Genomic DNA, 25,925 nt, shown 5'->3' with positions numbered 1-25,925 from the left:
ATAACGTTAGTTAAGCTTTTTTTAAGCTTATTTTGAGGAGGAAAAAATGTTTAAATCAGGATTTGTTACAATAGTTGGAAGGCCTAATGTGGGAAAATCAACTTTACTAAATTATATAATGGGGGAAAAATTATCAATAGTTTCTAATAAACCTCAGACAACAAGGAATAATATACAAACAATATTGACAGGCGATGATTATCAAATGGTATTTGTCGATACGCCAGGTATACACAAACCTAAACATAAGTTAGGGGAATACATGGTAAATTCAGCAAAAGAATCAACTAAAGATGTTGACTTAGTGTTATTCTTAACAAATCCAGATGAGGAGATTGGAAAAGGAGATAAATTCATATTAGAAACTTTAAGGGATAAGAAATGTCCTGTATTCTTAGTTTTAAATAAAGTTGATGAGAGTACACAAGATAGAGTGGCAAAAAGTTTGGAAATGTATTCAAAAGAATTTAAATTTGCAGAGATAGTACCTATTTCGGCAATAAAAGGGAAAAATGTCGATGTATTAGTGGAACTTATGAAGAAAGCAATGCCAGAAGGACCTAAATATTACCCAGATGATATGATAACAGATGTTCAAGAAAAGTTTGTGGTATCAGAAATAATTAGAGAAAAGGCTTTAAGAACTTTGAGAGATGAAGTGCCTCATGGTATAGCGGTAGATATAATTCAAATGAAACAAAATCAAATAGGTACATATCATATAGAGGTAGATTTAATATGTGAAAAAGACTCTCATAAAGGAATCATAATTGGAAAAAATGGTCAAACACTTAAAAGAATAGGGGAAAATTCAAGATATGAATTAGAAAGATTTTTAAGATCTAAGGTTAACTTGAAAATATGGGTGAAAGTTAGAAAAGAATGGAGAGATAATCAGCTTTTATTAAAGGAATTAGGTTATAAAGGGAATTCAAAGAAATAAGGTATTGATTAGAGATATATAATTAACCTAACATATTATTTTTTTAGATATTCCAAATAGGAGATGGTTAGCCTGTCAATAGTTGAAACAAAAGCTGTAATTATAAAAACACAAGACTTTAAAGAAAATGATAAATTGGTTTGGTTTTATACCGAGAAGTTAGGTAAAATTACAGCCATAGTTAGAGGAGCAAAAAAAAGCAAAAGTAAGTTCTTAGCATTAACATTACCGTTATGCTATGGAGAATATATGGTATATAAAGGGAAGAGTTTATACACTCTTCAAGAAGGAAAAATAATTCAATCTTTTCAAGGTCTTTTAAGCAACTTACATAAACTTACATATTCCTCATACCTATGTGAATTAATAGATATTGCTTGTGCTGATAATGAAATTAATGTGGAACTTTTTAGGACATTGATTACAACATTATATTTGTTAAATACAGATGCTCTAGATTATGAATTACTAATAAGAGCATTTGAATTAAAATTATTAAAAACTACTGGATATAATTTAACACTGAATAATTGTAGTGTATGCAGAAAAAAGATACCATCATCAAATTATATAAGTTTATCTCACTATGGAGGTATATGTGATGAGTGTCCTAAGGAGCATGGAGTATTTATTTCAAAAGGTGCATATAATGCTTTAAGGTTTTTGATGAATATGGATATAGATAAATTATATAGATTAAATTTAAATAAGGAAATAAAGAGTGAGATAGAAAAAGTGATTACTTTTTTGGTATCTAATAGCTATGTTAAAAAGCCTAAAAGTTTGGAGATGTTAAAATTTATTAAGGAGTGATGATTTATGGAAAATATAACATTAGAAAAAGTTGATATGATACGTGAAAGAACAGGAGTAAGCTACGAAAAGGCAAAGGAAGCTTTAGAAGTATGTGAAGGCGATGTACTAGAGGCTTTAATATACATTGAAAAGTCTCAAAAATTATTAGAGATTAATGGTGAGTTTGTTGACGAGGAAGCAAATAGGACTCCTATCTCTATAGAAGAATTGAGGGCTTGGCTTAAACAGGTAATAGAAAAGGGTAATGTGACTAGAATAAAGGTTAAGAAAGATGATAAGGAACTTGTAGATATTCCAGTTAATGCAGGAATTGCAGCAGGAGTCGTAGCAATTATAATTCCACCAATACTTGCAGCAGGAGTTATTGCAGCTATAGCAACTCAAATTACAATAGAGGTAACAATGGAAGATGGATCAGTAGAAGTTGTAAACAAATATGTTTCGGAAATAGCAAGCAATGTTAAAATTAAGGCAACTGATTTTGCTGATAAAATTAAGACTAAGGTTAATGAAATGAAGAATGATATAAGCAAACATAATGATGATTCAAAACAAAAAGTATATACTGGTTCAGATACTGTATATACTTATACAGTCAATTTTGAAGAAGAGAAAGAAGATTCGGAAAATTAAATGATATTGGGAGTAATATAAAGAAAAATAGATATATAAGTGATATAAAATTAATATATAAGAAATATTTGGTGAATTTATTTGATTTTTCTGAAAATTAAGTCTAGTCAAACAATAATTACATGATATAATTAGAGAGTAGTAAAAATTAATGAATTTGAACTAGATATTTCTTATATTTACAGAAAGAGGGATAAGATTGAAATTATCACCTAGGCAAGAAGAAATAGTATGCTTAGTAAAGGAAAATGCACCTATAACTAGTGAAGCTCTTGCAGAAAAGATTGGAGTTACTAGAGCTGCGCTCAGGGCTGATTTGGCAGTTCTGACTATGATAGGAACTTTGGATGCTAGACCGAAGGTAGGATATGTATATATAGGAAAGACTTCTAATGGACTAATTCATTCAAATATTAACAAAATTAAAGTATCCGAAATAATGTCAAAACCTGTTACAGTTAGCGAAGATATGATGGTATATGATGCAATCGTATACCTATTTCTCAATGATGTAGGGACATTATTTATAGAGAACAATGGGGTGCTTACAGGTGCAGTCTCTAGAAAAGACTTTCTCAAAATTTCAATAGGGGGAACTGATATACACAGGGTTCCTGTTGGCGTAATTATGACAAGAATGCCGAATATAATTTGTGCAAGCAAGAATGACAACGCATACGATTTAGCTAAGAAAATTATTGAACATGAGATTGATAGTATTCCGGTTGTTGAAATAATAGAAAAGTCTGATGGAAAAGATCAGATGAAGATAATCGGAAAGGTTTCTAAGACTAACATAACAAAGTTATTTGTTAAAATTGGAGAAAATGAGAATTAATTAACAGGGTAGCTACGAAGTCTTTAGATAGGCATCGATAGTAAATATAGTGAGAAATAATAAGAAAAGAGGGAGTATTGAGATGTCAAATAAGTATGTATATCTTTTTAGTGAAGGAAATGCTTCAATGAAGAATCTACTTGGAGGAAAGGGTGCTAACTTGGCAGAAATGACTAGTTTAGGAATTCCAGTACCACAAGGATTTATTGTTACAACAGAAACTTGTAATAAATATTACGAAGATGGTAGAAAGATTTCTGATGAAGTTATAAGCCAAATTTATGATAACTTAGCAAAACTTGAAGAAATAACAGGTAAAAAATTTGGAGATAATTCAAATCCTTTATTAGTATCAGTAAGATCTGGTGCAAGAGTTTCAATGCCGGGTATGATGGATACTATTTTAAATTTAGGATTAAATGATATAGCTGTAGAAGCTATGGCAGGATTAACTAATAATCCAAGATTTGCATATGACTCTTATAGAAGATTTATTCAAATGTTCTCAGACGTTGTTATGGGAATAGAAAAAAGATTATTTGAAAATAAAATTGATGAACTTAAAGAAAAGAAAGGTGTTGAATTTGATACAGATTTAACAGCGGATGATTTAAAGGAATTAGTCAGCGAATTCAAAGAAATCTATAAAAAGGAAAAGGGGGAAGATTTCCCAAGCGATCCTAAAACTCAATTAATTGAAGCAATTACAGCAGTATTTAGATCATGGGATAATCCAAGAGCTATAGTTTATAGAAGGTTAAATGATATTCCAGGGGAATGGGGTACAGCGGTAAATGTACAACAAATGGTATTTGGTAATAAGGGAGAAACATCAGGAACAGGAGTTGCATTTTCAAGAAACCCTGCAAATGGTGACAATGCTATATATGGTGAATATTTAATGAATGCACAAGGTGAAGACGTTGTTGCTGGTATTAGAACACCACTTGAAATTGTAAAATTAAAAGAACAAAATCCAGAAATATATGCTGAATTTGAAGGAATTGTTAATACACTCGAAAATCACTATAAAGATATGCAAGATATGGAATTTACTATAGAGGAAGGTAAATTATATTTCTTACAAACTAGAAATGGTAAGAGAACAGCTCAAGCTGCTTTAAAGATTGCTGTTGATTTAGTTGAAGAAGGAATGCTAAGTAAAGAACAAGCGATATTAAAGGTTGAACCAAAACAATTAGATACATTATTACATCCTGCTTTTTATACTGAAGATTTAAAGAAAGCTACACCAATTGCAAAAGGATTACCTGCATCTCCTGGAGCTGCATGTGGTAAAATTGCATTCACTGCTAATGAAGCTAAAGATAGAGCTGCACTTGGCGAAGATGTTGTACTTGTAAGACTTGAAACTTCACCAGAAGATATAGAAGGTATGATAGCTGCTGAAGGAATCTTAACAGTAAGAGGAGGTATGACTTCTCATGCTGCAGTTGTTGCAAGAGGAATGGGAACTTGCTGTGTAGCTGGATGTGGAACTATTAAGGTTAATGAAGAAAAGAGAACAGTAGAAGTTAACGGAAAAGTTTATACATCTGAAGATTACATTTCAATTGATGGTACTTCAGGTAATGTATATGGAGAAAAAATAAAAACAGTTACACCTGAAATATCAGGACATTTTGCAACATTTATGGGATGGGCTGATGAAATAAGAAAATTGAAAGTTAGAGCTAATGCAGATAGTCCAAGAGATGCAAAACAAGCTGTTGAGTTTGGTGCAGAAGGTATAGGTCTTTGTAGAACAGAGCATATGTTCTTTGCAGAAGATAGAATTATGGCTGTAAGACAAATGATTACATCTAAAGATTTAGAACAAAGAAAAGTAGCTTTAGATAAGATTTTGCCAATGCAAAAATCAGATTTTATAGGAATTTACGAAGCATTAGAAGGAAAAGCAGTTACAATAAGATTATTAGATCCACCTCTACATGAATTCCTACCAACTGTGGATGCAGATATAAAAGAATTAGCAAGAGAAATGGGAATAACTTATGAAGAATTAAAATCTACTGTATCAGAATTACATGAGTTTAATCCTATGATGGGGCATAGAGGATGCCGTCTTGCAGTCTCTTACCCTGAAATTGCTGAAATGCAGGCAAGAGCTATTATAGAAGCTGCAATAGAAGTTAAAACAACTAAAGGATATGATATTGTACCTGAGATAATGATTCCATTAGTTGGAGAAATTAAAGAATTAAAATATGTTAAGGATGTAATTGTATCAACAGTTAAAGCAGTTATGGAAGAAAAAGGAGTAACTTTAGATTATAAAGTTGGAACTATGATTGAGATTCCAAGAGCAGCATTAACAGCTGATGAAATAGCAAAAGAAGCAGAATTCTTCTCATTTGGTACAAATGACTTAACTCAAATGACATTTGGATTCTCAAGAGATGATGCAGCTAAGTTCTTATCTGCTTACTATGAAAAGAAGATTTATGAACAAGATCCATTTGGTAAATTAGATCAAACAGGAGTTGGTTCTCTAATAAAAATAGCAGTAGAAAAAGGAAAATCTACACGTTCAGATATCCATTTGGGAATATGTGGAGAACATGGTGGAGATCCTTCATCAATTGAATTCTGCCATAATATAGGACTTAACTATGTATCATGCTCACCATTTAGAGTACCACTTGCAAGGCTTGCAGCTGCACAAGCACAAGTGAAAAATCCAAGATAAGTCTGGAAATTAAAGAATATAATAAAGTAGAATATAAATCTTAGTAAAAGAAGATTTATAGCTAATAATACTATAAAAATATAAGGCATTGTAATTTAAAATAATTTCTGGTTTTAAGTTATAATGCCTTTTATATTTATACTATTGAAATTCTTATTATAAACTTATTTTAGGGTACAAGTTAGCCGACATTTTACGATATTGAGCAGGTCCAATCCCGTTAACTTTTATAAAGTTTCTAAGAAAAGAAGAGTAGTTTCCAAAACCATAATGATTGCTTATATAAGAAAAAGTTCTATCATAAGATAACAGAAAACATATTTGCGCCTCTTGAGACATTTTTAAAAGTTTGGCCAGGTATAGATTATAATCGTATTTGGGTACCAATGTTCCATATTTATTGTTTTGCTTATCCTGAAAGTTTAGAAGAATGGAGAAGATCAGTTGCTCCACATGAAAGATGCGGCAGAATTGCTATATTATATCCTGATAAACTATATTCATATATTTATCATCATTATGCTATTGTAAAAGAAGGATATTTTAAAGGTGATAAATATCAGTCGATTGCTATACATGAAAATATTGCTTTTTCATATTTCGAAACACCACGTGACAGATATATAACTAGTGTAAAACGAAATGCATCACAAGAATCTATTGAACTGCAGAATTGGACTAATGTAGATCCAGAAAGTCATTTTATTCATTTACCTGGTTCAAATGGACAAAACTTTTTAGAGATTCCATGCTATTTTTCAATTTCTGATAATTAAGTTCTTATTATATGATCACTTTAATATTAAAAGAGTATAGATTAGCCCCTTAAGTTTAAACGTTAAGGGGCCTTTTGCATGTATGTTTACAGAAACAATTTCAAAGTAAAGTCATATTGAATTTTTCCTGCACTTGACTCACTATATTTAGCGCGAAATCATATTGAAGATCTGTTTTTGATGTCGAGTTTAATATTAAAGTTAAGAAAGCAGATTTATTACACTTATGGATATTCCTATAGTAGTCTCTTGATATTCTCCAATATTTCTGAGGAAAACAAATATATGAAATTAAGTAACGTAAATCTGAGTGAGTTAAAGGACACAATTTATTATAGGTATCTAATATAGAGAGAGCTAATTTAACATTCCATTTTGTGTTTTCTCGTTTGAGTAATCTTCGCATAAAATATGCTAAATCTTTTGCGCTGTAATCTACTTTACATTTATCAAAATCTATTATCCAAGGATCTAAATCTGGAGGGAAAATTAAATTTTTGTTTACATAGTCACCATGGCATAAAGATCTACTTAATTCATTGTTATCAATTTTATTTGATATGTCTAGACAAAGTTTAGCAAGCCGTAAATTTGTATCAAAACTTGAAATGAATTGTCTTGAGAATGAGTCTTTATATTTAAATGCCTCATTTGATGCTTTAAGTAAATCTTCAAAATGTTTTAAGGTAGATATGTAATAATCCTCAAATCCTTCTTTTATTGAACTTCCTAAAATAGGTTTAAATTTGCGAGAGACCGAATGAATGTCAGAGAGCTTTCTTACAGATATTAGAACATGATCTAAATTATCGAAGTCACATTTCTCACCCTCAATCCAAGGAGTTAATATAAAAAGCATATTTCGATAAGATACAAATCTATTATTGTCAGTTGTAGGTAAAAGTTTAGAGACTCTAATATTATTTCTATATAGCCATTCAATGGCTGAATAGACATATAGTAAATCGTTTATATTATAATAAACTTTTTTAAGGCAGTAATTCTTGTCTTTATGAGTTACTCTATAAACTGCTCTTTGCTTATCAGTGTCCTTAAATTTGATTATTGAAATCTGAGAGTTTTGCAAGTTATAGTATGGTAAAACATTTTGTTTTATAATTTCTGGAGAAAGATTAGATTCTTGTAAAGATAAAACTTCAGTGCCCATAAATACGCTCCTTTATAAGGTGATTTTTATTAAACTTTTATAATAAAGGCAAACTTTGATTGAAAGTTATACATTTAAATCAAATTAACATATTTTTATACTTCAATTGAAATCTAAAATATATGCAATTAAAGTTTCTATATTAAAGAAAATTCCTAATTATTAAATAATATTAACTTAATTGTAGTATTAGACTAAAAAATAGTAAAAAAATAAAAATTAATTCGTATAGAGATATTATTTTTTAGTTATTTGCAAATAATAAATATAGTTAATAAATAGAGGAATATAATGATAGAGATAGAATACATAAAAAGAGGTGATAATATATGAATGTAAGAGAAAAAATTCAAAATTTTGAAAGCTTGACATTAATTAAAGAAGCTGCTTTTTCAAAAAATTCTATTGGCAGAAAAATTAAGGAAGATGATGATGAGATTAGAACTTGTTATGTGCTTGATAGAGATAGAATTATTCAAAGCAAATCATTCAGACGCCTCAAGCATAAAACACAAGTATATATAAAAACATTTGGAGATCATTATAGAACCAGATTAACGCACACATTAGAAGTGTCTCAAGTTGCAAGAAATATTGGAGCTGGAATCGGACTGAATGAAAATCTAATTGAAGCTATAGCGTTAGGGCACGATCTTGGGCATGTTGCTTTTGCACACAATGGAGAAGAAGTGTTAAATGAATACTTAGAAGATGGATTCCGTCATAATGAACAAAGTGTTAGGGTTGTTACTAAACTTGAAAATAACGGTCTAGGACTTAATCTAACAGAAGAAGTAATAAATGGGATATTAAATCATAGTGGTCTTGGAAGCATTAAAGACATAATTACATTAGAGGGAGTAGTAGTTAAATTTAGTGATAAAATGGCATATTTAAATCATGATATTGATGACTCCATAAGAGCAGGATTGCTAAGAAAAGAAGAGATTCCAAGGGAAATTGTTAAAGTATTGGGGGATACTTCTAATGAGAGATTAAATGTTTTAATTAAAGATTTTATAAGAAAATCAAATGATAATCTTAATAATGGAATAAAGGAAATTGGATTAAGTCCGGAAATAGGTGAAGCAATGACTGAACTTAGACAATTTATGTTTAAAAATATATATTTAGGGGATACATTAAAGGTTGAAAGAAATAAGGCGAAATTTGTTTTGAACCAATTAATTAAACATTTTGAGGAAAATCCTGATGAGATGCCAGAAATTTATTTAAGTATAGCCAAAAACGAGGGGTTGAAACGAGGAGTTGCAGATTATGTAGCCGGAATGAGTGATGATTATTGCTTATCGCTGTTTAATAAAATATTTATCCCTAAGTTTGTAATAGATTAATGAGTTGAGAGCTTTATACATTAATAAATTTAAAATTATATTGTATTTAATAATATGTTCAATAGATAAAGATTTACAATAAAAAAAGAGGATTTTAAGTTAATAAAAAGAATTACTTTAATATATAGTATTATTCAATAAATATTATTTTATAACGAGTGGAACTTTAAATTAAAAGAAATTAATAGTTTTCTAATTATTTTAGAAGGAAAACTCGTTATTATGTCGAATAATATATAATTGCCAAAAAAAGCAGTAGGAAGGAGATGCCTCCTTGCAAATATCAGAAGAAGTTCTTGAAAAAATAAAAGAACAAAATGACATTGTCGATATTATTTCAGAGGATGTAAGGCTAAAAAAATCGGGTAGAAATTTTATGGGATTATGTCCATTCCATAATGATAAATCTCCATCATTTAGTGTTTCTAGTGAAAAGCAGATATACAAATGTTTTTCATGTGGAGAAGCGGGAAATGTGCTTACGTTTGTTATGAAATATAAAAAGCTTACTTTTGTAGAAGCAGCAAAGTATTTAGCAGATAAAGCTAATATTCCGCTACAGATAAAAGATAATGAAAATAGTGCGGTTTCTAGAAAAAAGGAGTTTTTATATAAGATAAATGTTGAAGCAGCTAGATATTATTTTGCTAATTTGCAAAGGATTAAAATGGCAAAAGAATATTTTTTGAAGAGAGGGATAAAAGAAGAGACTATAAAGAGATTTGGTTTAGGATACTCTCAAGATAGCTGGTATGGATTAGCAAACTACTTAAGAACAAAGGGATATAAAGATAATCTATTACTTGAAGCTGGATTGATCTCCAAAAGTGAGAAGTCAGGAAATGTTTATGACAAGTTCAGAAACAGAGTAATGTTTCCAGTGTTTGATGTAAGAGGGAAAGTTATTGGATTTGGAGGTAGGGTTTTAGATGATTCAAAACCAAAATATTTAAATTCGCCAGAGACCATGATTTTTCAAAAAGGGATAAATCTTTATGGATTAAATTTTGCGATTAAGAATAAGCTAAAAGAGGATTACATTATTATAGTTGAAGGGTATATGGATTTAATATCACTTCATCAATATGGTATAACAAATGTTGTAGCATCACTTGGAACTGCACTTACAGTAAACCAAGCAAGACTTCTTAAAAGGTATGTTAACAAGGTAATAATTTCTTATGATGCTGATTTGGCTGGACAGACTGCTACCCTAAGAGGTCTAGAAATTTTAAGAGGCGCTGGATTTGATGTAAAAGTATTAATAGTACCAGATGGAAAAGATCCAGATGAGTTTGTAAGGAATCATGGAAAGGAGTCATTTCTGAAGTTGGCAAAGGAAGCTCTTCCTTTAATTGAGTATAGAATTAAGAAAGCAGCGGAGGGTATAAATCTAAATAATGGAAATGATCTGATAGAATATGGAGAAAAATTTGCAGAAATTTTAGCAGATCTAAACCCTATAGAAAAAGATGTATACATAAGGAAAATTTCAGAAGAAACAGCGATTAAAGAACAGGCGTTATATGACGTACTTTCACAAGTAATAACAAAAAAACAAAAAGAAGACAATTTTGTGAATAAAAAGGAATATTTTGGAACAAAATTATATGTAGAACCCGCATATTTAAAGGCCGAAAGAGCATTATTAAAATTAATGTTCAAAGATGAATTTTATGATGAGATTAAAAGCTCGATAAAATCCGGAGATTTTGTAATAGAATCACATAATAAAATTTATTCATTAATATTACAAGGCAAAAATGAGGATACTAATCATATAGGTAATATAGAATCCTATGTAGAAAGTAGATGTGACGATATAGAAAGTTCTAAAGAGTTGACCAAAATAAGGGAACATGAGATTTTAGATTTTACTGATAGAGAGAGACTAATAAAAGATTATTTAAAAGAGGTAAGAAGCTTTAAACTTAAGCTGCAAATTGAGGATTTAAAGAAAAAGCAAAATAGATTCGAAAAAGAGGGGGAAATTGAAGAATCTATAAACATTGCAATTGAGCTTACTAAATTATCTGAAACACTTAAAAAGGGAGAGAGAGGTTGAAGGTTATGACGGAAGGAGGCAATAATAAGATGGAACAAAAAGCGAATGGAAAAGTAATAAAGCCAAAAGATGATAAAAAAGATAAAAATGCTAAAATGGCGGCTGTAAAAGAATTAATTGATAAGGGTAAAAAGAATGGTTCCCTAACATATAAAGAAATTATGGAAGCTATGGATCATATTGATTTAAGCCCAGAGCAAATAGAAAAGATATATGAAGTTTTGGAAATGACAGGTGTCGAAATAATAGGTGAAGTTGCTGATACCGAGACTGAAGAAGAAATTGATTTATCAGTCCCAGAGGGTATAGCTATAGATGATCCAGTTCGAATGTATTTAAAAGAAATTGGAAAAGTGCCTTTATTGTCTTCTGAACAGGAAATAACTTATGCTAAAGAAATTGAAGAAGGAAACCAAAAAGCTAAGAAAAAATTGGCTGAAGCGAATTTAAGATTAGTTGTAAGTATAGCTAAAAGATATGTTGGAAGAGGTATGTTATTCTTAGATTTAATTCAAGAAGGAAACTTAGGGCTTATTAAAGCTGTTGAAAAATTTGATTATAGAAAAGGATATAAATTTTCGACTTATGCTACATGGTGGATTAGGCAAGCAATAACAAGAGCAATAGCAGATCAAGCGAGAACCATAAGAATACCTGTTCATATGGTAGAAACTATAAATAAACTTATCAGAGTACAAAGGCAATTGCTTCAGGAATTAGGTAGAGACCCATTCCCAGAAGAAATTTCAAAAGTTATGGAGCTCCCTGTAGATAAGGTTCGTGAAATTCAAAAAATAGCACAAGAACCAGTTTCACTAGAAACTCCAATAGGTGAAGAAGAAGATTCGCATTTAGGAGATTTTATCCCAGATGATGAAGCACCAGCACCAGCTGAAGCAGCAGCATTTACAATGCTTAAAGAACAATTAATCAATGTTTTAGATACATTAACTCCTAGAGAAGAAAAAGTATTAAGGTTAAGATTTGGACTTGATGATGGAAGAGCTAGAACACTTGAAGAAGTAGGTAAAGAATTTAATGTTACTAGAGAAAGAATTAGACAAATTGAAGCAAAAGCTTTAAGGAAGTTAAGACATCCATCAAGAAGCAAAAAATTAAAAGATTATTTAGATTAGTAGCTAAAAGCACCTAAAGTTAGGTGCTTCTTTTTAAGTAGAAGATTTAAATTTATAAATAAAATAAAAGAGAGGTAAATATGGAATTAAGTAAAAGACTGAAATGGATTATAGAAAAAATTAATAAAGTAGAAGTAATAATGGATGTCGGAACAGATCATGGATATATACCAATATATCTAGTTAAACATAATATTGTTAATAAAGTTATTGCATCAGATGTTAATAAAGATCCACTGAAAAAAGCAAAAGTTAATGCTGCACTTGATGGAGTACTAGATAAAGTAGATTTAAGATTAGGAAGCGGTTTATCTGTATTAAAAAATAAAGAAGTTCAGGCTGTAATAATTGCTGGGATGGGTGGCAATTTAATTAGAGATATATTGGAAAATGATTTAGATAAGGTAAAAGAATTAGAATATTTATTGCTTCAACCGGCGCAAAATCCAGAAGTATTAAGGGAATATTTATATAGCAGTAATTATGAAATATTAGAAGAGGATATTTGCTTGGATGAAGACAAGTATTATGAGATATTTAAAGTTAAATATAAGAAAGGAGACTATATAAAATTAGAAAATATATTTTATGAGATAAGTCCCTTTATATTAAACAAAAAATTACCTTTATTTAAATCATATATAGAAAGTAAAATTGAAAAAAATGAAAAAGTGATAGATTTTATTAGAGATAATACTGAACATGCAATTTCAAGAAAAAATGAATTGATAGAAAAGAATGAGAAGTTAAAAAAACTATTAAAAAGTTTTTAGGTGGTGAAATTATGGTCAAAGTTAAAGATATAATAAAAGAAATAGAAATATTTGCACCAAAATTTTTGATGGAATCTTATGATAATGTTGGCCTGATGGTTGGAGATGAAGATAAGAATATAAACAAGGTTTTGTTGTCTTTAGATTGTACAAATGAAGTAATTGAAGAAGCAGTAGATTTAAGATGTGAATTAATAATAACTCATCACCCTCTGCTATTCAAAAGGCCTAAAAATATAGTTAAAGGAGATTTATTAGGGAATAAGTTGATACGCTTAATTAAAAAGGATATAGCTTTATATTCTTGCCATACAAACTTAGACAGTGCTAAAGGTGGAATTAACGAAACTATAGTTGGAATTTTAGGCTTTGAATCACAACAAATTATTGAACCCAATGAATCTAATAATTACAAAGATGGCGGAATTGGAAGATTAATTAAATTAGAAGAAGAAATAATGTTAAATGATCTTATAGAAAATATTAAAAAAAATTTAAATATAAAAAATATGAGGATTGTTAGGGGAAAAGATAAAGCAAAAACAATAGCTATAATTAATGGCAGTGGGCAAGATTTCTTTTATAAAGCAAAAGATCTTGGTGCAGATTGTATAGTAACAGGGGATACAACATATCACTTTGCATCAGATTTCAAAGAATTAGGTGTAAGCATAATAGATGCAGGACATTTCTCAACAGAATATCTTGTGTTTTTAAAAACATTAGATTTTTTAAGGGCAAAATTTAAAGGTGTAGAGTTTATTGCTTCAAGAAAATGTGAAGATCCTTATGAGTTTATTTAATAAATAGAGTGATTGGTAGAACTTTATATTAAAATGGTTGATGTACTAAACCATTTTAATATTAGTTCTTAAGAACGATACCTTGAAAAAGAGTTTACTAAAAAATTGAATACATGCATATACTAATATTGAAATAATAATTATGCGGTGGATTATGGGGAAAGATCATGATTTTAATAATAAGGATAGTGAAGAGCTAAAAGATGACTTGAAAAATTTTTTTAAACATAGTAAGAGAACAATACGAAATTTTTTTAGGGGAGGAAGCAGAAAAAGTAAGTATGGTGGATGGAATGGACGGTTTCCGCCATTTTTCCCTAGCAAGAATCCTCTTTTATTTTTACTTTATCCTAAATTAATTGTTGGCGGACTTATATTATTAACGTTATTATTTTGTGGTGTAAGTTTATATGGAATAATAGTAATATTATTATTAACAGTAATATTTTTTTTAATATAACTATAATTTAGAAATGTTGTATGAAAAATATATTTGCATCTTAAAAGGATATATGTTAATATAGATTTTGCGAGTGAGACGTGCAATCGCTGCTAGACGTAGATCTAGGAGAGGAAAGTCCGAGCTCCATAGGGCAGGGTGCTGGATAACGTCCAGTCAAGGTGACTTGAAGGAAAGTGCAACAGAGATATACCGCCTAAGTTTTACTTAGGTAAGGGTGGAAAGGTGATGGTAAGAGCTCACCAGCGTGATGGAGACTTCACGGCTATGTAAACCCCACTTGGAGCAAGACCGAATAGAGAGGCAATTAAAGGGGCTGCCCGTCCCGCCTCTGGGTGCGTCGCTTGAGCTTACTGGCAACAGTAGGCCTAGATAGATGATTGCTTAATACAGAACTCGGCTTATGGCTTATCTCGCAACAAGTAATTGCAAGGATTTGAGGAATACGATATTCGTATTTCCCTTAATTTTCACTTGCTTTTTTTGCGTATAAAATATTTTATAATGCAGAGAAATATTTTATTGAATGAATATTTAAATAATATGTATACTCGTAATAGTGGCAAACACAAAAGTTTAGAAATAAATTTTTGTGTTTTTTTATTTAGTTAAAGTTTACACTTAGATGAATCAAATTAAGGATAAAATAATTAAAAGAAACTTTGTTAAAAATCAAATAAAAGATTTTATTAAAGTTTTTATTTGTACAAAGTTAGATTAAATTTATATAGTAGATAATATTAATTAAATTTTGATTTAGTTAGTAAAGAGGAAAAGAACATAAAATAACAAACAATAAATAGAAAATAGTTTATTTATTATTGTCGCTGAATAACTCATAATTGTAATGTAATCGATGTATAAATTATATAAGGTACTAGTTTAAATATATTTTGTAGGGAAGAGGAAACCTGTTTTTATAATATGTAAGAGATTTGATAACGTTAATTATAAGGAATTGCAGACAGCATTATTTAATATAAAGGCCTATTAATGTTGTGTAAGTATTTACAATTATAAAATCAAATTTAAGATTTTATAGAGTAAATGTTAACGTGTCTAGAAAATTAATTTTCATTACAGGAATAGTAGGTTACATCTAAAATATTAGGAGGTAATTTTATGAAGCAAACTAAAATGATACAGACAAGTATTTCTACAAGAGAAAAAATCGGGTATGATTTTGGAGATTTTGCATGTAATCTTGTATATGCAAGTATCTCTAGTTATTTATTGTTTTTTACACTGATGTTTTTGGGTTGACATCAAGTGCAGCGGCATTTATGTTTTTTATAGTTCGTATTTTAGATGCTGTTTCAGACCCGCTTGTAGTAATGATTATTGATAAAACAAATACTAAATATGGTAAGTTTAGACCATTTTTGTTATACGGCGCAGTACCTTTCGCAATTTTAGCTATATTGTGTTTTAGCACACCACAGCTAAGTGAAGGTGGAAAAATGATATATGCTTATGCAACATACATTGCTCTATCTGTCTGCTATACATTTGTTAATGTTCCTTATGGAGCTTTGACTAGAGATCAGCATGAGTCTGTGTTAGCATGACTACTTATAGAACATTTTTAGCAAATATAGGACAAGTTGTTGCTGCATTTTGTGTGCCATTATTAGCAGGTCAATTCTCAAAAACAATGGGTATTGGACAAAGTTGGCAATTGACTATGGCTATAATGGATATTATTGGAGGAATTTTATATATAAAACCAAGTTATATTTTAAGCAATAAGCATTATAATAAAATGTTTATTGCTTTTTGTAATTATTTCATTATAAATTGTAAAGTAATGAAGGATTTGATTTAAGTATTAAGGAATATCCTAGTTATTAATTTAGGTCAGCAAATAATTTCAATCATCAAATAAACAATATAAAAATATATATAGTATTAATGCAAGTAATATTAGGAGTTAGATATGTCTGATTTACGTGACTGTAATTTATATTATGATCCCGATTCGGCAAATTATTTGATTGAGTATAGAGGGAATTTTAAAGAACAAATAGATAAGTTATCTTATGCTTGTGGGGATATAATTACAGGCAATATCGGAGTAGTATCTGTACGAAACAATGATCTTGATAGACTCCTAAATGATGTGCCAGCAATTGTATTTTATGATTTTAGGACAATTTATGTTTTAGAAGATATTTCACCATCATCTGTAGATAATATAAATAACATAAAGATAAATCCATTTTTAGATTTGAATGGAAGGGGAGTTCTGATAGGGATAGTTGATACAGGTATAGATTATTTAAATGATGAATTTATAAGAGAAGATGATACATCAAGAATAATAAGTATATGGGATCAATCTATTCAAAGTAATACCAGTGACTCTGTATATATAGGCCAGACTTATTCAAATGACCAAATTAATAATGCTATTGCAGCTAAGAGGAATAATGGAGACCCATATCAAATAGTTCCTTCTAGAGATGAAGTTGGACATGGAACAAAAGCTGCTGGGATTATAGGAGCAAGGGGATACAACACTGAATTTCAAGGAATTGCAAATGCAAGTGATTTTGTTATTGTTAAGCTTTTTGAATCTACTAATTTCAAAAGGCAATTGCAAGAAAACGGAGTTCCGCACACTCCAGTATATAATGCATCTGAAATTGTAGCAGGAGTAGAATATTTGAGGAGAGTTGCAGTAGAACGTAAACAACCAATGGTTATTTATCTAGGTGTTGGAAGTACTGAAGGTAGTCATGATGGTAACAATTTAATTTCAAGATATATAACATCTATTGGGAATAGCAGAGGATTGTGCGTAGTAAATGGGGTAGGAAATGAGGGGGATTCTCAAGGTCATGTATCAGGGTATATTAGAAATGTAGGAGATATAAAAGTAATAGAGCTAAGAATACCAAGAGAAATAAAATATCTTCCGATTTATATATGGATACGAAGGCCGAATATTGCATCAATAAATGTAATTTCTCCGACAGGTGAAGCTTCGGCAGTTATACAATCTAAAATAAATAAAGTGCAACCAATAAGATTTGTTTTTTTAAATACAGATATGTTAGTAAGATTCTACTCGCCAGAACATTTTACAGGACATCAAGTAATAAGTCTTACGTTTAGTAATATAAAACCAGGAACATGGACTTTTAATCTTATAGGTGAATATATAACAAATGGTAGGTATGACATATGGCTTCCTCCTAAAAGCACCTTACCAGAAAATACAATATTTCTTGAATCGGATCCATTTACTACTCTAACAATACCATCAACAGCTGTTAATGTTATCACAGTATCTTATTATGGGAATAACAATGCATTAATTGCGGCTTCTGGTAAAGGATTTAATATTAATGGATTGATTAACCCAGATATTTCAACTATAGGCGTAAATATATTAACAACAAAGGTTGCAGGAGGAGTAACAACATTTTCGGGTAGTTCTGCGGCTACAGCTGTAGTGGCTGGAGCATGTGCGCTTTTATTACAATGGGGGATTGTAGATGGTAATGATCCTACCATGTATACTAAGAAAATTAGAACATACATAATGTATGGTGCTAACAGAAATTCAGCTAATAGATATCCTAGCAGAGAAACGGGATATGGTGATTTTGATTTGCTAGGTATTTTCAATGTGATAAGTGGTTTATATAGAAATAACAACCAAGGATTTAGGATGAATATTACTAACAAGAAATATATAAGTAAAGATTATAAGTTTGACGAGTATTATGTAAATAAATTATTTATAAGAATTCCAAAGGCAGGAGATGGAAAATTTAGATGAAGGAAGGTTTTAGAGCTCCAATAAATATTTTTTCTGATGCAAATTACTATCATTATATAGTTCAATACGAAGGTAACATTGAGGATGAAGTTTCAAAACAGCCAGGATATTATGCGACTATAATTAATAATCAATATGCTATATTATCTACACCAGTAGAACTTGATACGGGGACATCAAATCCAGTTTTCTCTACAGTAATATATAGATCTTTTCCAGATATATTTACGCTAGAGGAAGTTTCTCCGATTGAAGCATCTCAAGCTAATTTTCTGCAATTAGAGTTACCATTAAGACTTACTGGGAGAGGAGTAAATGTGGCAATTATAGATTCAGGTATTGATTATTTAAATGATGAATTTATAAGAGAAAATGGACAGACTAAAATAGAATACATTTGGGATCAAACTATAAATTCTGAGCAGCAAACTGGAAAGAATGGAGTTCCGTTCGGAAGTGTATATAATAAAAGTACAATACAACAAGCAATAGATGCTTTTAAGGCAGGACAATCTCCTTATGATATAGTTCCAACCAAAGACGAAATAGGCCATGGAACCAATATGGCAGGAATAATCGGATCAATTGGAAAAAATCCTAATTTAAAGGGTATGGTTCCAGAATGCGATTTTGTAGTAGTAAAACTTCTTCAAAATATTGCCTATAAAGAGCGTTATAATATACAAATACCTATATATAGTATGCTATCTGTTTTCTCAGCATTAGAATTTCTAAACAGATATTCACTAGAAAATAATAAACCCTTGGTAATATATATGCCTTTAGAAAGTAATTTAGGAAGTCATAAAGGAAATGGTTTTCTAGAGCAGTATATGGATTTAATATCTCAAAGCAGCGGAATTGCAATAGTCAATGGTTCGGGAAATCAAGGTGCAAGTGGAACACATACATCAGGTACAATATCACAGGTTAACGAATCTAGAACAATACAGTTATATATATCCCCAGAGCAAAAAAATGTAATAATTGACATTTGGATTGAATCGCCAAATATAATGACATTGAATATAACATCACCATCAGGAGAGAGTACTGGAACTATAAATGCAGAAATAACAGCCATAGAAACTTACTCATTTGTGTTTGAAACCACTTCAATGATAGTAAATTACTATGTACCAGAAGAATATACAGGAGATCAATTAATGAGAGTAAGGCTATTAAACATAACAGAAGGAATTTGGCGATTTACACTGACTGGACAGTCTATTCTAAATGGTAGATTTAATGCATGGATACCTCAAGAAGGAGTTAGTGTTGGCGGAACTAGGTTTATTTCCTCGGATCCGTATGGAACTATAAGTAATCCAGCAAGCTCAGAATATACAATTACTGCAGCAGCATACAATCAGTTAAATAATAATGTTCTAGATTATTCGGGAATAGCATTTTTAGAGGATTATCTTAATAGAATTGATGTGGCAGCAGGAGGAATGAATGCCTTAACTGTAGCACCTAATAATCAAACTGCTATTGTAAATGGAACAAGTGTATCAGCAGCTATATTGGCAGGGACTTGTGCCATGCTATTTCAATGGGGAATTGTAGAGGGGAATGATCCTAATATATATTCTCAAACAATAAAAACATATATTCAAAGAGGTGCGGTTCAAAGAAGTGGAGATTTATATCCAAATCCAGTATGGGGATATGGAATATTGAATGTGTTAAAAATGTTCCAAAATATGAGGTGAATTATGATATTAAATTATAGAGCATAATTGTATATTTTTAATTGTTAAAATTCATATTTTAAATAATTTAGAATCCCTAAAGTAAATCTTATGAAAGGCAAGTATACATAGATTTAAATGCACAAAGCAGTTTGAATTTAGGGATTTTAAATTATTTTTTATTGTTTAACAAATTGTTTTTAGATGAAGCGCTTATGAAAGCTTCAAAAAGTTTAAGCATATTCTTATCATTATAAGCAGTCATAATTTCAGGATGAAATTGCACACCAACAACAAAGTTTTTCTCACAACTTTCGATAGCTTCGATTACTTTATCTTTAGAGTAAGCAGTAACTTTAAAACCAGGAGCTAAATCTTTAATTGCTTGGTGATGAAAGGAGTTAATTACGGCAGTATCTCCTAAGATGTTATATAAAATTGAGCCCTCAAGAATCTCTAAAGTATGGCTAGCTGCTCCATCTTTTGTTTGTTGATGGTGCTTTATATAACAACCATTTATATCAGATAGATCTTGATACAATGTGCCGCCAAAAGCCACATTTAGAATCTGATGCCCTCTACAAATTGCTAAAATAGGTTTATTAAGTTCATAAGCTATTTTCACAAGCATCAGATCAAATTCATCTTTAGCTGGATAAATATAACCTAATTTAGGTGACGGCTCTTCATTATATAATAAAGGATTTATATCTATTCCGCCAGAAAGAACAATGCCATCAAGTAATTCAACTTGCTTTCTAATGGAATCTTCATCAGAAAGAATAGGAAGTATAATTGGAATACCACCTGCTTTAATTACAGATTCCACATAATCATTGCCAAGTGATTCTATAACTGAATGCGAATAGTCAGTTTCATGCTTAATAACTCTGCTTGAATTTATACCTACAATTGGTTTCTTCATAAATAATATACCTCCCTTAGCATATATATAAGTTATAATATATATGTATAAATCAAGATTGTCAATTGTGCATAAATGGAAGAAAATAAGAGAAAATCAAGAAGTTATAAATAAAATATAAATTGATGTTTACAAAATAAATAAAGTAAGTACAATATAAGTAGTGATAACTTATTTTTTTATTATCTAAAGAATTATATTGCTGGACAATCAGTGGACATTGTGCCTCTTATGGGTATAAGTTATAAAAAAGATGATTCAGAGTTTTCGTTTTAGAAGAGAATAAAAAAGAAAATATATTCGTCTGCCAGATTTTTATCAAATGCATTTAAAAAGGCAGATTCGCAAAAAAATCTACACCTATGAAAAGAGTGTGAAGCACAATACGGAACTTAATCTTAACCACAGTTTCCTGTTATTTTGATTTACATATGATGAAATTGGAAGTGTTGAAATGACATGGGGGTACATATTATTATGAAAAAATTTTTTAAGACTATAATAATAACTGCTATTATACAAGCTGTTACTATAACAGCATTTGCATATGACAAAGCTAATAATATGAAAAGCATGGAAGATTATATTTATAACCATCTTGAAAATAGAGATGCTGATTTTATAATTTTATATACCGGATTAAGGTCAGAATTTGAAGAGGATATAAGTAATTGTATTAAGGATGCGTATTCAAAAGATGATTATTTAGAAAGATCGTGGTTAGAGATAAAACCCAAAGCAAAGGTAACTGAAGATGGAATAGAGACAACCATAGATGTAACCTATTTGACAACCAAAGAACAGGAAAATTATATAGATAGTGAGTTAAAGAAAATTACTGATTCTTTGATTAGGAAAGATATGTCCGATTTAGAAAAGGTACAAGCTATAAACGATTATATTATAAATAGATATACATATGATTATACATTAAAATCAACAAATGTTTATTCTGCATTGACTACATCATTAGCTGTATGTCAGGGATATTCTATGACTGCTTATAAGATGTTTAACTACGCAGGAATAGAAAATAGAATTGTAGTTGGAAAGATTAAGGATATTTCTCATTCATGGAATACTGTAAAAATTCAAGGTAAGTGGTATCAGATTGATATCACTAATAATGATTCAAGTGATAAGAATAAATACTTTTTAGTTGGAGATAATACTCTACTTGACAATAATTATACTTGGGATAGAGAAAAATATCCTAAATCCTTTAATGGTTATTACAAATAAGCGTTTATTTAAAGAATTGTGACACAATCTGATTGAAGTGTATATGAGTATTAAAAATGTTATAAGGAAAGCATATATCTAGTTTTAATTAGTATATGCTTTTTTGATTATCCTTTTATATTATTTCACAAAAAAGACAAGGCAGTTTTGTGATTTCTCAATATAGAATACAAAGGATTACATATAGTAAAATAGATATATAGAAAACATTAAATAAAATATAAATTGAGATAATTAAAGCAGAAAAGGGAGGAAATAAATATGGCAGATTTGTCACTAAGACATATTTATAAAATTTATGAAGGGGATGTAACAGCAGTAAAAGATTTCAATCTAGAGATTGAAGATAAAGAATTTATAGTTTTTGTTGGACCATCAGGTTGCGGTAAATCTACAACTTTAAGAATGATAGCAGGACTTGAAGAAATATCTAAAGGTGAATTATATATAGGCGGAAAATTAGTTAATGATGTAGAACCTAAGGAAAGAGATATAGCAATGGTGTTTCAAAACTATGCATTATATCCACATATGACAGTATATGATAACATGGCATTTGCTTTGAAGTTAAGAAAAGCACCTAAAGATGAGATAGATAAGAAAGTTAGAGAAGCGGCAAAGAGATTAGATATTGAACATTTGCTAGACAGAAAGCCAAAGGCTTTATCAGGAGGTCAAAGACAAAGAGTTGCATTAGGACGTGCTATTGTTAGAGAACCAAAGGTATTCTTAATGGATGAGCCTTTATCAAATCTTGATGCAAAGTTAAGAGTTCAAATGAGAACAGAAATATCAAAGCTTTATCAAAGTTTAGGAACAACATTTATATACGTTACCCATGATCAGGTTGAAGCTTTGACAATGGGAACTAGAATTGTTGTAATGAAGGACGGAATAATACAACAAGTTGATACTCCTCTTAACATATACAATACGCCAAATAATTTATTTGTTGCAAGCTTTATAGGAAGTCCCCAAATGAATTTAATAAATGGTATTGCCAGTGAAAAGGACGGAAAGCTATATTGTAAATTTGATGAAAATAATATACTATTACCAGAAGAAAAGGCTAAGGTATTAAAAGAAAAAGGATATATTAATAAGGAAGTAGTATTTGGTATAAGACCTGAACATTTAGATGATAATGCTCAAATAATTGAAAACAATCCTGCAGCAACTTTAATTGGAGATGTAGAAGTTGTTGAACGTATGGGTGCTGAAAGTTACATTTACTTTAAGTCAGGAAACAATAATATGACTGCAAGAGTTGATGGAAGTACTAAGGCAGAGCCTAAGGATAAGATTAAATTATATGTGGAACATGAAAATATTCATGTTTTTGACAAAGAAACAGAGTTGAGAATTTGCTAGTATTAAGTTAGTGACAATTGAGGTGAGGGAATGAAAGGATTAGTGAAATATTTACAAGAAATATATGAAGATTGTGAAATACCATTTGAAGTTTATGTGGACGATGAAATTATATTTAAGGCTAATCCTAATTCTTTTAGCGAAAATATACTTGAAGATACATTTTTTATTGGACCAAAAAGTTTCAAAATAAAAACAGAAGGAAATCGCAAGGATTTCATAAGGATATTAGCGTTTTGTATCAAAGGTAGATATAAAGATAATTATAATAAGAAAGAAAAAATAGTTTCCCAATTATTGCAAGGCTTAAGTATATCTAAAGAAAAGATTAAGGAAATTATGCCACCAATAAAAGAAGAAACATTTTTAGTTACTTTAAATTTAAAAGAAAAAATAATAGAGGCATTAGAGGCTCTAAAAAATGTTTATAATAATAATGATATAGCTATTTTTATATTTGAAGATACAATCATTTTAATCGGTATTTTTGAAGATATAAAGGAACATGTATCTAGCATAAGTGAAACAATATACTTCTCGCTTTACGAAAAGTGTTATATAAGCTATTGTCATATTGAGGATTATGAATTATTGAATAAGTTATATGATGAAAATATGTATAAAATTAATTTAGCTAAAAAATATAATGTATCTCAAATGGTATTTGGACATAACAGTCTTTTATTTGAAGAAGTTATGGATAATTTAAATCAGGATATTAAGGAAAAAATACTAAATAATTTTAATGAAAGTTTTTCCAAGTTAGATGAAGATATGTTAAAAACCATAGAGGTTTTCTTTAAATCAGACTTAAATTTAAGTGAAGCTTCCAAAGGATTGTATGTTCACCGAAATACGTTAATTTATAGATTGGATAAGATACAAAAATATACAGGCTACGATATAAGGAAATTTAATGATGCTGCATTATTTAAGATAGCCTTCTTTATTTGGATTCAAAAGAATAAAATTTAATAGATATAGCTAGAAATCTTTTCTGGAGATTGTTAAAAGTAATCTTCAGATGAGATTTTTTATTTTTAGTCATATGAACTTAAATAAGTAGTAATAAATAAAAAATTTGTTGGTCTGTAACTATATAAATTAGTCATAAATTATAAAAAATGGTTAATAAAGCAGTAATTATGTAACCATAAATAGAAAATTAAGAAAATATAATATAATTTCAGGAATTTATTGTATAAACATTCCACGTTTGTTAAAATGTTATTAAAGTTAATTAAATAACATGACTATTATATAAACATGATTAAGAATAAACCGAATATAATATTGTATGCTTAAATATCTATCTAATTAAAATTTGTGAATTAACAGGAAATTGCGGTAACGATACCGAGCTATTATATTTTAATAGTAATTCAGGAGATGAATATGAATATAAAGGATATAGCAAAATTAGCACAGGTTGGAGTCAGCACTGTTTCAAGAGTATTAAATAACCATCCTGATGTTAAGGAAAGTACAAGACAAAAAATTTTGGAAGTAATAAAAGAAAGCAATTATATACCTAATAATAGTGCTAGAATACTAAAACAACAAAATACAAAAAACATAGGAGTTTTAGTAAAAGGAGTATTTAATCCATTTTTTTCTCAAATGGTTAATGTTATAGGAAATATAGTAAATGAAAATGGATATACAATGATATTGCATCAAAATGATTACAAGAATGATCAAGAAGTTGAAACTTTGATAGCGTTTATAAAAGAAAAGAAGTTACAAGGAATTATATGTTTAGGTGGGAATTTTGATGATATTACAGACGATTGTTTTAAAGAAATAAACGTGCCCATAGTATTAACTTCCGTGAATACTGCTTCAAAACAGGGTAAGGAATATTACTCATCAGTAGGTATAGATAATGTTAAAAGTGCATATGATGCAACTTCGTATCTAATAAAAAAAGGTCACAAAAAAATAGCGTTAATTTTGGGGGAAGCGGATGATATGGGTGTAAGCATATTGAGATTGCAAGGATATAAAGAAGCATTGGAAAAAAATAAAATAAAAATTGATGATGATTTAGTTATTGTTGGGGGATATTTAAGCAGAGGTGCATACAGGGAGACACTGGAATTATTAAAAAGAAGAAATGATATTACTGCATTTTTTGCTCTTTCAGATATTATGGCTATAGGTGCCGCTAAAGCAATTCTTGATAGTGGGTTAAGTATTCCAGGGGACATATCAATAATTGGATTTGATGGTATGGATGAAAGTGAATACTATAATCCAAGCATAACAACTGTAAAGCAACCAGACAAGTTAATGGCAACAATGAGTATAAATTTATTACTATCTCAGATTAATGAAAACAAGGAAAATCAACATATATTATTAGATACTAAATTAATTGAGAGGGATTCATGCTTTGATTTATTAAAGGGATGATTATTGAAAGTCAAA

Annotated in this window: 23 protein-coding genes and 1 other RNA gene; 22 read left to right on the top strand and 2 right to left on the bottom strand. The window is 29.6% G+C overall.

The window, feature by feature from the left end; all coding sequences use genetic code 11:
- The first annotated feature begins 46 nt into the window (after positions 1–46).
- The 6 genes from era to T483_RS30055 all read left to right on the top strand — a co-directional run bounded on the left by era (position 47) and on the right by T483_RS30055 (position 6,716).
- Positions 47–943 (top strand): GTPase Era, encoded by an 897-nt coding sequence (era, locus tag T483_RS0102770; RefSeq protein ID WP_026885456.1) that lies wholly within the window; start codon positions 47–49, stop codon positions 941–943.
- Positions 944–1,006: 63 nt separating this feature from the next.
- Positions 1,007–1,756, top strand: coding sequence for a DNA repair protein RecO (recO, locus tag T483_RS0102765; protein ID WP_026885455.1), 750 nt, complete (start codon positions 1,007–1,009; stop codon positions 1,754–1,756).
- A gap of 6 nt (positions 1,757–1,762) precedes the next feature.
- On the top strand, positions 1,763–2,392 hold the full coding sequence (locus tag T483_RS0102760; RefSeq protein ID WP_026885454.1) for a DUF4342 domain-containing protein: 630 nt from the start codon (positions 1,763–1,765) through the stop codon (positions 2,390–2,392).
- 199 nt (positions 2,393–2,591) lie between these two features.
- Positions 2,592–3,230: a helix-turn-helix transcriptional regulator gene (locus T483_RS0102755; protein ID WP_026885453.1), complete on the top strand. Its 639-nt coding sequence runs from the start codon at positions 2,592–2,594 to the stop codon at positions 3,228–3,230.
- Between the two features lie 82 nt (positions 3,231–3,312).
- On the top strand, positions 3,313–5,940 hold the full coding sequence (gene ppdK, locus T483_RS0102750) for a pyruvate, phosphate dikinase (RefSeq protein WP_026885452.1): 2,628 nt from the start codon (positions 3,313–3,315) through the stop codon (positions 5,938–5,940).
- A gap of 386 nt (positions 5,941–6,326) precedes the next feature.
- Positions 6,327–6,716, top strand: coding sequence for a hypothetical protein (locus tag T483_RS30055; protein WP_051560275.1), 390 nt, complete (start codon positions 6,327–6,329; stop codon positions 6,714–6,716).
- A 100-nt stretch (positions 6,717–6,816) separates the two neighbouring features.
- Here the strand turns inward: T483_RS30055 and T483_RS0102740 are convergent, their stop codons facing one another.
- Positions 6,817–7,884 (bottom strand): CotS family spore coat protein, encoded by a 1,068-nt coding sequence (locus tag T483_RS0102740; protein ID WP_026885451.1) that lies wholly within the window; start codon positions 7,882–7,884, stop codon positions 6,817–6,819.
- 329 nt (positions 7,885–8,213) lie between these two features.
- Between T483_RS0102740 and T483_RS0102735 the strand changes: the two genes are divergently transcribed.
- The 12 genes from T483_RS0102735 to T483_RS0102685 all read left to right on the top strand — a co-directional run bounded on the left by T483_RS0102735 (position 8,214) and on the right by T483_RS0102685 (position 19,978).
- Complete coding sequence (locus T483_RS0102735; protein ID WP_026885450.1) at positions 8,214–9,239, top strand: deoxyguanosinetriphosphate triphosphohydrolase; 1,026 nt, start codon at positions 8,214–8,216, stop codon at positions 9,237–9,239.
- Positions 9,240–9,513: 274 nt separating this feature from the next.
- Positions 9,514–11,304: a DNA primase gene (gene dnaG / locus T483_RS0102730; RefSeq protein WP_026885449.1), complete on the top strand. Its 1,791-nt coding sequence runs from the start codon at positions 9,514–9,516 to the stop codon at positions 11,302–11,304.
- A 5-nt stretch (positions 11,305–11,309) separates the two neighbouring features.
- The gene (gene rpoD / locus T483_RS0102725; protein ID WP_026885448.1) at positions 11,310–12,440 is read left to right on the top strand and encodes an RNA polymerase sigma factor RpoD; all 1,131 of its coding nucleotides are present in this window, start codon (positions 11,310–11,312) and stop codon (positions 12,438–12,440) included.
- Positions 12,441–12,520: 80 nt separating this feature from the next.
- Entirely contained in the window at positions 12,521–13,213 is a 693-nt protein-coding gene (locus T483_RS0102720; protein ID WP_026885447.1) for a tRNA (adenine(22)-N(1))-methyltransferase, read from the top strand.
- Between the two features lie 11 nt (positions 13,214–13,224).
- Positions 13,225–14,016: a Nif3-like dinuclear metal center hexameric protein gene (locus T483_RS0102715; RefSeq protein WP_026885446.1), complete on the top strand. Its 792-nt coding sequence runs from the start codon at positions 13,225–13,227 to the stop codon at positions 14,014–14,016.
- 154 nt (positions 14,017–14,170) lie between these two features.
- Entirely contained in the window at positions 14,171–14,476 is a 306-nt protein-coding gene (locus T483_RS0102710) for a hypothetical protein (protein ID WP_026885445.1), read from the top strand.
- Positions 14,477–14,546: 70 nt separating this feature from the next.
- Positions 14,547–14,896: RNase P RNA component class A (rnpB, locus tag T483_RS30060), an RNA gene on the top strand.
- Positions 14,897–15,598: 702 nt separating this feature from the next.
- Positions 15,599–15,739: a hypothetical protein gene (locus tag T483_RS31870; RefSeq protein ID WP_207641428.1), complete on the top strand. Its 141-nt coding sequence runs from the start codon at positions 15,599–15,601 to the stop codon at positions 15,737–15,739.
- A 20-nt stretch (positions 15,740–15,759) separates the two neighbouring features.
- Positions 15,760–16,044, top strand: a complete 285-nt coding sequence (locus tag T483_RS31865; RefSeq protein ID WP_242841789.1) for an MFS transporter — start codon at positions 15,760–15,762, stop codon at positions 16,042–16,044.
- A complete protein-coding gene (locus T483_RS31860; protein ID WP_026885443.1) occupies positions 16,041–16,301 on the top strand; it encodes a hypothetical protein in 261 nt (86 codons plus the stop codon). Before T483_RS31865 ends, T483_RS31860 begins: the two co-directional genes overlap by 4 nt.
- A gap of 111 nt (positions 16,302–16,412) precedes the next feature.
- Positions 16,413–18,263: a S8 family peptidase gene (locus tag T483_RS0102690; protein WP_026885442.1), complete on the top strand. Its 1,851-nt coding sequence runs from the start codon at positions 16,413–16,415 to the stop codon at positions 18,261–18,263.
- On the top strand, positions 18,260–19,978 hold the full coding sequence (locus tag T483_RS0102685; RefSeq protein WP_026885441.1) for a S8 family peptidase: 1,719 nt from the start codon (positions 18,260–18,262) through the stop codon (positions 19,976–19,978). The genes T483_RS0102690 and T483_RS0102685 overlap by 4 nt, the downstream gene beginning before the upstream one ends.
- Before the next feature lie 151 nt (positions 19,979–20,129).
- Here the strand turns inward: T483_RS0102685 and T483_RS0102680 are convergent, their stop codons facing one another.
- Positions 20,130–20,882 carry a gamma-glutamyl-gamma-aminobutyrate hydrolase family protein gene (locus tag T483_RS0102680; RefSeq protein ID WP_026885440.1) on the bottom strand — a complete coding sequence of 251 codons (753 nt, stop codon included), beginning with the start codon at positions 20,880–20,882 and terminating at the stop codon, positions 20,130–20,132.
- A 477-nt stretch (positions 20,883–21,359) separates the two neighbouring features.
- On the opposite strand from T483_RS0102680, the gene T483_RS0102675 reads away from it, so the two are divergent.
- The 4 genes from T483_RS0102675 to T483_RS0102660 all read left to right on the top strand — a co-directional run bounded on the left by T483_RS0102675 (position 21,360) and on the right by T483_RS0102660 (position 25,910).
- The gene (locus T483_RS0102675; protein WP_026885439.1) at positions 21,360–22,124 is read left to right on the top strand and encodes a transglutaminase domain-containing protein; all 765 of its coding nucleotides are present in this window, start codon (positions 21,360–21,362) and stop codon (positions 22,122–22,124) included.
- A 261-nt stretch (positions 22,125–22,385) separates the two neighbouring features.
- Positions 22,386–23,495: an ABC transporter ATP-binding protein gene (locus T483_RS0102670; RefSeq protein WP_026885438.1), complete on the top strand. Its 1,110-nt coding sequence runs from the start codon at positions 22,386–22,388 to the stop codon at positions 23,493–23,495.
- A gap of 30 nt (positions 23,496–23,525) precedes the next feature.
- A complete protein-coding gene (locus tag T483_RS0102665; protein WP_026885437.1) occupies positions 23,526–24,470 on the top strand; it encodes a PucR family transcriptional regulator in 945 nt (314 codons plus the stop codon).
- Between the two features lie 420 nt (positions 24,471–24,890).
- Positions 24,891–25,910, top strand: a complete 1,020-nt coding sequence (locus T483_RS0102660; protein WP_026885436.1) for a LacI family DNA-binding transcriptional regulator — start codon at positions 24,891–24,893, stop codon at positions 25,908–25,910.
- Positions 25,911–25,925: the final 15 nt, after the last annotated feature.

Origin of the sequence: Clostridium beijerinckii HUN142, assembly GCF_000621745.1 — a bacterium.
Classification (GTDB): Bacteria; Bacillota; Clostridia; order Clostridiales; family Clostridiaceae; genus Clostridium; species Clostridium beijerinckii_A.
The sequence above is the reverse complement of the archived record's forward strand: the minus strand, read 5'-3'. Positions and strand labels throughout refer to the sequence as shown.

Coding starts and splice junctions, on each gene's coding strand:
- era (WP_026885456.1), top strand. CDS start 47: ATGTTTAAATCAGGATTTGTTACAATAGTTGGAAGGCCTAATGTGGGA.
- recO (WP_026885455.1), top strand. CDS start 1,007: ATGGTTAGCCTGTCAATAGTTGAAACAAAAGCTGTAATTATAAAAACA.
- T483_RS0102760 (WP_026885454.1), top strand. CDS start 1,763: ATGGAAAATATAACATTAGAAAAAGTTGATATGATACGTGAAAGAACA.
- ppdK (WP_026885452.1), top strand. CDS start 3,313: ATGTCAAATAAGTATGTATATCTTTTTAGTGAAGGAAATGCTTCAATG.
- T483_RS30055 (WP_051560275.1), top strand. CDS start 6,327: ATGTTCCATATTTATTGTTTTGCTTATCCTGAAAGTTTAGAAGAATGG.
- T483_RS0102740 (WP_026885451.1), bottom strand. CDS start 7,884: ATGGGCACTGAAGTTTTATCTTTACAAGAATCTAATCTTTCTCCAGAA.
- T483_RS0102735 (WP_026885450.1), top strand. CDS start 8,214: ATGAATGTAAGAGAAAAAATTCAAAATTTTGAAAGCTTGACATTAATT.
- rpoD (WP_026885448.1), top strand. CDS start 11,310: ATGACGGAAGGAGGCAATAATAAGATGGAACAAAAAGCGAATGGAAAA.
- T483_RS0102720 (WP_026885447.1), top strand. CDS start 12,521: ATGGAATTAAGTAAAAGACTGAAATGGATTATAGAAAAAATTAATAAA.
- T483_RS0102715 (WP_026885446.1), top strand. CDS start 13,225: ATGGTCAAAGTTAAAGATATAATAAAAGAAATAGAAATATTTGCACCA.
- T483_RS0102710 (WP_026885445.1), top strand. CDS start 14,171: ATGGGGAAAGATCATGATTTTAATAATAAGGATAGTGAAGAGCTAAAA.
- T483_RS31870 (WP_207641428.1), top strand. CDS start 15,599: ATGAAGCAAACTAAAATGATACAGACAAGTATTTCTACAAGAGAAAAA.
- T483_RS31865 (WP_242841789.1), top strand. CDS start 15,760: ATGTTTTTTATAGTTCGTATTTTAGATGCTGTTTCAGACCCGCTTGTA.
- T483_RS31860 (WP_026885443.1), top strand. CDS start 16,041: ATGACTACTTATAGAACATTTTTAGCAAATATAGGACAAGTTGTTGCT.
- T483_RS0102690 (WP_026885442.1), top strand. CDS start 16,413: ATGTCTGATTTACGTGACTGTAATTTATATTATGATCCCGATTCGGCA.
- T483_RS0102685 (WP_026885441.1), top strand. CDS start 18,260: ATGAAGGAAGGTTTTAGAGCTCCAATAAATATTTTTTCTGATGCAAAT.
- T483_RS0102680 (WP_026885440.1), bottom strand. CDS start 20,882: ATGAAGAAACCAATTGTAGGTATAAATTCAAGCAGAGTTATTAAGCAT.
- T483_RS0102675 (WP_026885439.1), top strand. CDS start 21,360: ATGAAAAAATTTTTTAAGACTATAATAATAACTGCTATTATACAAGCT.
- T483_RS0102670 (WP_026885438.1), top strand. CDS start 22,386: ATGGCAGATTTGTCACTAAGACATATTTATAAAATTTATGAAGGGGAT.
- T483_RS0102665 (WP_026885437.1), top strand. CDS start 23,526: ATGAAAGGATTAGTGAAATATTTACAAGAAATATATGAAGATTGTGAA.
- T483_RS0102660 (WP_026885436.1), top strand. CDS start 24,891: ATGAATATAAAGGATATAGCAAAATTAGCACAGGTTGGAGTCAGCACT.